The following is a 6,603-nucleotide window of genomic DNA, read 5'->3' as shown; positions in this document are numbered from 1 at the left end:
GAGGATCGCGGTGACCGTCGCGAGCGTGGCGCCGATCGCCTCGGCGCCACGCTCGCGACGGTCACCGCGATCCTCAACCCGGACGTGCTGCTGATCGGGGGCGGCCTCTCGGAAGCGGGCGAGGCGTTGATGACGCCGCTCGGGGCCGCGTTCGAATGCTACGCGTTGCCGAGCCATCGCGCCCCGTTGCGACTGGCGCGCGCAGCGCTCGGCGAACGGGCGGGCGCGATCGGAGCGGCGCTGCGGGCCGCCGAGTCGCGCTAACTCAGCTGCACCAGTTCGGGGTCGCGCCGCGGCGTCGACACCGACTCGCCGATCAGAGTCATCGTGGTGGCCCCCAGGATGCGCACGCGCTTCAGCGATCCGACCGCGCTGCCGTCGTCGCCGAACACCACGGTCTTGAACTGCGCGCTCCTGCCGTAGAGCTGGGACGGATCGCGCCGCGCGTTGCTCTCGACCAGAACCTCGACCTCGTGTCCGATCAGCGCGTCGTTGATCGCTCCGGAGATCGAGTGCTGAAGGTCGATGAGTCCGCTCAACCGCTCGCTCTTGAGTTCCTCGCTCACGGTCTCGGGCCACTGAAAGGCGCGCGTGTCGGGCCGCGCCGAGTACTTGAACAGGAACGCACTGTCGTATCGCATTTCGCGCATCAGGTCGCAGGTGCGTTCGAAGTCGTCCTCGGTCTCGCCCGGAAAGCCGACGATCACGTCGGTGGTGACCGCAAGATTCGGAATCGCCTCGCGCAGTCGTGCAGCGACCGCGCGATACTCGTCGAGCGTGTAGGTGCGATTCATGGCGCGCAGGATCGTGTCGGAGCCCGACTGCACCGGCAGGTGGGCGTGCGGCATGACCTTCGGACACTCGGCCATGGCCGCGATCACGCGCTCGCTCATGTCGCTCGGATGAGGCGAGGTGTAGCGGACGCGCAGCAGTCCTTCGACCGCGTCGGTGGCCCGCAGCAGATCGGCGAAGTCGTGCGTGCCGTCGTGATACGAGTTCACGGTCTGCCCGAGGTACACGACTTCTCGATAGCCCTGTTCGACCGCCGTACGCACCTGCCGCAGCAGGTCCTCCATCGGCAACGAACGTTCGCGCCCGCGGGTGAAGGGCACCACGCAGTAGGTGCAGAACTTGTCGCAGCCGCGCTGAGCCGTGATCCACGCTCGCACTCCGGCCTCGCGCTTGGGCTCGAGGTCGCCATAGGTTTCGTCTCGATCGAGTCGCACGTGTGCGGTGGGTTCTCCGGCCGCGCGCCGCAGCAGATTGGGCAGGTCGCGGTAACCGTCAGGACCCACCACCAGATCGAGGACCCGCGACTTTCCCAGCAGCCGCGCGCGCAGGTGTTGGGCCATGCAACCCGCTACGCCTACAACGACTTCCGGGCGCCGTTTCTTGATATGCGCGAACTCGCCGAGGCGGCCAATCACCCGCTGCTCCGCGTGCTCGCGGATCGCGCAGGTGTTGAGCAGGATCGCGTCGGCGTCGTCGGGCGTCGAGGTCAGCGTCATGCCCGCGCGCTCCAGCACGCCCGCCATGACTTCGCTGTCGGCGACGTTCATCTGACAGCCGTAGGTTTCGAGGAACACGCGCTTCATGAGGGCCGAAACGGTAGCACCTCCGCGCACCCCCGACCACCGGCTTGACCGCGCGCGCGCGCGCTCCGCACACTGCCGCCGCGCGAAAGGACCCCATGCCCAGCCGACCCAGCAAGCAGCTCGACAGCTTTCCGAATCCGAATCCCGAACGCGACTACGTGGTTCGTCATGAGTGTCCGGAGTTCACGGCCATCTGTCCGGTCACCGGTCAACCCGACTTCGGCTGCATCGCGGTGCACTACGTTCCCGATCGGCGCTGCGTCGAACTCAAGTCGCTCAAGCTCTACTTGTGGTCGTTTCGCGACGAGGGGCATTTCTTCGAGGCGGTCACCAATCGCATTCTCGACGATCTGGTGCGGGCCACGCGTCCGCGTCGCATGACCGTGGTGGGACGCTTCAACGTGCGTGGGGGAATCTCGAGCACCGCGGTCGCAAGCTACGATGCGTCGCGCGACGCATTGCCCGCCGAGCCGCGTGCGGCTCGGCGCGGCGTCGCACTCGCGGTGACGCGATTGGGTGCACCCGCGAGACGCAAGGGAGGCCGGCGATGAACGCGAATGCGGACCTGAGACGCGGCAGCGCGCTACCCTCGCTCTTGATGGCCCTCGCGATCGTGATCGCGGCGTGGATCGTCGCGGGCACCGCGCTCCAGATCGCCAATGCGCGCTCGACTATCACCGTGACCGGTTCGGCGCGGCGCCAGATCCGCTCGGACCTGGTGACGTGGCGTGCGTCGTTCGCGGCGCAGAGCCCGAGCCTGCAGCAGTCGTACGCGGAACTGGCGAGCGCCAACGCCCGGGTGAGGAGCTACTTGCACGGCAAGGGCGTGCCGGATTCGATGCTATCGATCGGCGCGATCCAGACCGTCACCTTTCGCGCGCGCCTCGCGAACGGCATGGAGACGGGTGCGGTGAGTGCCTATCGGCTCAGCCAGACCGTCGAGGTGCGCTCGACCGACGTCGACGGCATCACGATGCTCGCTCGCCAGGCCACCGAGTTGATCCAGCAGGGTATCGAGCTCGAGTCCTATCCGCCCGAGTACCTCTACACCAAGCTGCCCGAGATGAAGGTCGAGATGCTGGCGGACGCGACGCGCGACGCGCGCTCGCGCGCCGAAGAGATGGCGCGAAACGCGGGCGCACGGATCGGGCGATTGCGCGGTGCGCGGATGGGCGTGTTCCAGATCACCCCCGCATTCTCGACTCAGATCTCTGACTACGGCATCAACGACACGTCCTCGCTGCTCAAGGACATCACGGCCGTGGTCTCGGTGAGTTTCGAACTGCGCTGAGCGTGCTCAGGCGGCGTGACGCCCGCCCGGTTCGTCCTCGCGCTCGCCCGATTCGACGAAGCCCACACGCTCGGCTCCGAGTTCTTCGACACCGGTGAGGTCCGACTCCGGCAGGTCGGCGGGGTTGAGCCGGCCGGCCGCCAGTTCGACCAGCAGCATCTCCACCACGCGCGGGTCCCACTGTGTCCCGGCGCCTGCGCGCAGCCGGCGGATCGCCTCGGCGCGATCGAGCTGTCGACGGTAGGGTCGGTCGGTCGTCATCGCGTCCCAGGCATCGACGACCGCAATGATGCGCGCGCCGATCGGAATCGCCTCTCCGCTCAGGCCCTGCGGATAGCCGCGACCATCCCAGTGCTCGTGGTGAGCCAGAATGATCGGCCCGACCTCGGGCGCGAATCGCATCGGGCGGATGATCGATGCGCCGTACTCGGCGTGTCGCTGCAGCTCGGTCATCTCGTCGGGGGTCAGTGGCCCCGGCTTGCCGAGGATCGACTCGCGCACCCCGATCTTGCCGATGTCATGAAGGATTCCGGCGAAGCGGACGATGCGCCGTTCCGCGGCCGAAAGTCCGAGCGCCGAGGCGATCGACTCGCCGTAGCCGGCGATGCGTCGCAGATGGCCCTCGGTGTAGGGATCCTTCACTTCGACCCAGCGCGCCATCGAAAAGATCACGGTCTCGGTGCGCTCGAGCTGGTCGGTGAGGCGCTTGATTCGAAGCTGCGCTTTGAGCCGCGCCCGCAGGAGTCCCGCGTCGAACGGTTTCTGCATGAAGTCGTCGGCGCCGGCTTCGAGGCCCTGGCGTCGCGTCTCGACCTCTTCGACACTGGTCAGGAAGGTGACGGGAATCAGCGCCGTCGCTTCGTTCTCCTTGAGCCGGCGGCACACGGCGAAGCCATCCAGCGCACCCGGCAGCCGAACGTCGAGCAGCACCAGGTCCGGACGCGCCTCGGCCACACGCTCCAGCGCCTGGGTGCCATCGGTCGCGGCGAGGAACTCGTAGCCTTCGTGCTCGAGGAAGCGTTGCAGCACGCGCAACTGCCGCTCGTCGTCCTCGACCACCAGAATGCGATCGGCCATGAGGTGAAGGCTCCGTCCTGGAGTCCCGGGAAGAGTCGGGGCATCGTGCCGGGCCCCCGCGCATGGGAGTATCGGCGCGTTCGAAGCGGTGCTGAACCTCGGGGCGCCAGTTCGAGCCGGTGCCGCGCTGGTCACGCCGAAACCGGGGCTGGTCCGCCACATCGGCCGGTGCGTCGCTGGTGGGCGAACCGCGCACGTCATAACATGCGCCGTCGACGACGCGGGCACGCCGAACCGGGAACCGGTCGGCGCCCCGACTCTCACCCGGGAGCCTGATGGACCGCTCGCTGATCGTGCTCGCGACCCTGAATCTGAGCCTCGGCGGGCTGGCGTTCCTGCTCGGGCTGCTGATCCTGCGCGAGAACCCTCGCCAGCGACTCAACCGCGTGGTGTCGTCGATGCTGTTCTTCGCCGGGTTCGGTTCGTTCCTGGCGGGCGTCGGCTTCCTCGGCACGCGCACCCTGGCGGTGGCGGCCGACACCGGAGCGGGAGCGATGCCGCTCGCCGCCATGAACCCGGTCCAGAGCCTCGCCTACTTGTGGGAGTTCTTCTTCCCCACGCTGTTCCTGTTCGCGTGCCTGTACCCGCATGAGCGTCGCTTCACGCGCCGCCCCAACTTCGCGCGGCGCTGGCTGCTGTGGCCGCCGTTCGAACTTCTGGTGCTGTTGCCGCACATCGTTCACTTCGTGGTGCTGTTGGCGCTCGGACTCATCGCTCCGAATCTCGCGATGCCGACCACCAACGCGCTGCGCGCGCTCAATGCGTTCGCGGGACTGTTCGCGCTGTTCGCGGACCTGTTCCTGGTCGTTCATCAGTCACTGTTCTCGGTCGTCAACCTGGGCTTCGGACTGGCCGCGATCGGACTGCTGGTGAACAGCTGGCAGAAGTCGCGCACGCCGCGGGTGCGCGAACAGCTCGGCGTCATCACGATCGGCCTGTCGCTGTGCCTGGCGCTCTACGTCATGAGCGCCGTAATCCCGGGACTCTCGCGACTCTCGCTGTCACCTCTGATGAGCGCCTCGCTCACCGCCGGTGCGCTGCTGGTCGGGGCCGGCTCGATCGCCTATGCGATCGTGCGCTACAAGTTCCTCGACGTGCGGCTGCTGGCGCGACGCGGAATTCTCTACGGCCTCGCGACCGCGCTGGTGATCGGCGCCTATCTCGGCATCGTGACGCAGGCGCGGCGCTTGCTCACGGCGTTCGTGCACGTGCCGACCGCGGTGCTCGAGCCGGTGTTCCTGATCGTCGCGCTGATCGTGTTCCAGCCGATCCTCGGGCGGCTCGAGGAACTGCTCGACCGACTGTTCCTCGGCGACCCGGCCGATCACCGCAACGTGCTGCGCCAGCTCGGACGTGAGCTGCTGGGCACGCTCGAGATCGAGACGCTGCTGACCCGTTCGGTCAGCACTATCGGCGATGCGCTGGTGTTGCGGCGCGCCGCGCTGGCGGCGTTCGCGCGCGATCAGGTGCTGTTCCGCTCGACCACCGGCCGCGCGCCGGAGGCCGCGGATCTGACGCGACTGCGAGTACTGCTCGCAGCACTTCCCGAGGAAGAGGAAACCCTGCGCGTGGCGGACGGCGCTCAAGGGCTCGAGGACTCGGAACGCGACTGGCTGGTGAACGCCCAGGGCATCGCCCTGATCGTGCCGCTGCGCGCGCACGGCGAGCTGTTGGGTGCTCTGCTGCTGGGGCCCAAGGAGACCGGCACCGGATTCACTTCGGAAGACGTGCACCTGCTCGGCACCCTGGCCGGACAGATGGCGGTGTCGCTGCAGAACGCGCTGCTGGTGCGCGATCGCGAGCAGGCCGCCCGGCTCGGTGAAGAGATGCGCGTCGCCCGGCAGATCCAGCATTCGTTCTTGATGTCCGAGTTTCCGATCCTGCCGCGCTTCGAGGTGCATGCGACCTCGATTCCGTCGAAGGAAGTCGGCGGCGATCTCTACGATCTGGTGCAGGTCGGGGAGCACGAGTTCGTGGTCACGATCGCGGACGTCGCCGGGAAGGGCGTTCCCGCGGCGCTCATGTCCTCGATGCTCCAGGCCTCGCTGCGGACCCAGGCGCCCTCGATTCACTCGTGCGCCGAGATTCTGCGCAACCTGAACTCGCTCGTCTATCGAGGCGGCTCGGTCCACCAGTTCGCGACGCTGTTCGTTGCCCGCATTCGGTGCGACGGGCCACGCATCACGTTCTCGAATGCCGGGCACAACTACCCGGTGCTGCTGCGCCAGGGCGGCCAGCACGAAACGCTGGAGCGCGGCGGCACGGTGTTGGGAATCCTCGAGGGCGTGCGCTTCGACGAGGGCACGATGGTGCTCGAGAGCGGCGATCGGCTCCTGCTCTACACCGATGGCATCACCGAGGCCGCCGGTCCCGACCACGACATGTACGGCGAGGAGCGGCTCTACGACTTGTTGCGCTCCCTGCCGGCCGAATTGAGCGCGCGCGAAATCACCGAGCGAGTTCTCGGCGACGTCCGGCGCCATCTCAACGGGCATGAGGCGCTCGACGACATGACCCTCATGGCGTTGCGGGTGCTCGCGCCGGTCGGGGACCTCGAGGGTCCGAGCGACGACGCGCTCGAGGACTCCCTGACCGCGAGCTCCTGAAGAAGCACCGCCCCGCCGATAACAGAAGCGGCTC

General features: G+C 67.8%; 6 protein-coding genes. 4 read left to right on the top strand and 2 right to left on the bottom strand.

Annotated elements, in window-relative coordinates:
- Positions 1–264, top strand: a 264-nt coding sequence (locus HOP12_01800; GenBank protein NOT32883.1) for an ROK family protein, incomplete at its 5' end; no start/stop codon positions are given.
- Here HOP12_01800 and miaB read toward each other — a convergent pair.
- Positions 261–1,595: a tRNA (N6-isopentenyl adenosine(37)-C2)-methylthiotransferase MiaB gene (gene miaB, locus HOP12_01795; GenBank protein NOT32882.1), complete on the bottom strand. Its 1,335-nt coding sequence runs from the start codon at positions 1,593–1,595 to the stop codon at positions 261–263. The genes HOP12_01800 and miaB overlap by 4 nt on opposite strands.
- Positions 1,596–1,690: 95 nt before the next feature.
- On the opposite strand from miaB, the gene queF reads away from it, so the two are divergent.
- Positions 1,691–2,146, top strand: coding sequence for an NADPH-dependent 7-cyano-7-deazaguanine reductase QueF (gene queF, locus HOP12_01790; GenBank protein NOT32881.1), 456 nt, complete (start codon positions 1,691–1,693; stop codon positions 2,144–2,146).
- Positions 2,143–2,886 (top strand): SIMPL domain-containing protein, encoded by a 744-nt coding sequence (locus tag HOP12_01785; GenBank protein NOT32880.1) that lies wholly within the window; start codon positions 2,143–2,145, stop codon positions 2,884–2,886. Before queF ends, HOP12_01785 begins: the two co-directional genes overlap by 4 nt.
- 6 nt (positions 2,887–2,892) lie before the next feature.
- On the opposite strand, the gene HOP12_01780 is transcribed toward HOP12_01785, so the two are convergent.
- Entirely contained in the window at positions 2,893–3,963 is a 1,071-nt protein-coding gene (locus HOP12_01780) for a response regulator (GenBank protein NOT32879.1), read from the bottom strand.
- 275 nt (positions 3,964–4,238) lie between these two features.
- Between HOP12_01780 and HOP12_01775 the strand changes: the two genes are divergently transcribed.
- Positions 4,239–6,569, top strand: a complete 2,331-nt coding sequence (locus HOP12_01775) for a SpoIIE family protein phosphatase (protein NOT32878.1) — start codon at positions 4,239–4,241, stop codon at positions 6,567–6,569.
- The last annotated feature ends 34 nt before the right edge of the window (positions 6,570–6,603 follow it).

It is taken from the genome of Candidatus Eisenbacteria bacterium, assembly GCA_013140805.1.
Classification (GTDB): domain Bacteria; phylum Eisenbacteria; class RBG-16-71-46; order RBG-16-71-46; family RBG-16-71-46; genus JABFRW01.
This window is presented reverse-complemented; position numbering and strand designations above follow the sequence as displayed.

What these genes read in the sequence shown, in the direction of transcription:
- HOP12_01780 (NOT32879.1), bottom strand. Translation starts at nt 3,963, where the DNA reads ATGGCCGATCGCATTCTGGTGGTCGAGGACGACGAGCGGCAGTTGCGC.
- HOP12_01785 (NOT32880.1), top strand. Translation starts at nt 2,143, where the DNA reads ATGAACGCGAATGCGGACCTGAGACGCGGCAGCGCGCTACCCTCGCTC.
- HOP12_01775 (NOT32878.1), top strand. Translation starts at nt 4,239, where the DNA reads ATGGACCGCTCGCTGATCGTGCTCGCGACCCTGAATCTGAGCCTCGGC.
- queF (NOT32881.1), top strand. Translation starts at nt 1,691, where the DNA reads ATGCCCAGCCGACCCAGCAAGCAGCTCGACAGCTTTCCGAATCCGAAT.
- miaB (NOT32882.1), bottom strand. Translation starts at nt 1,595, where the DNA reads ATGAAGCGCGTGTTCCTCGAAACCTACGGCTGTCAGATGAACGTCGCC.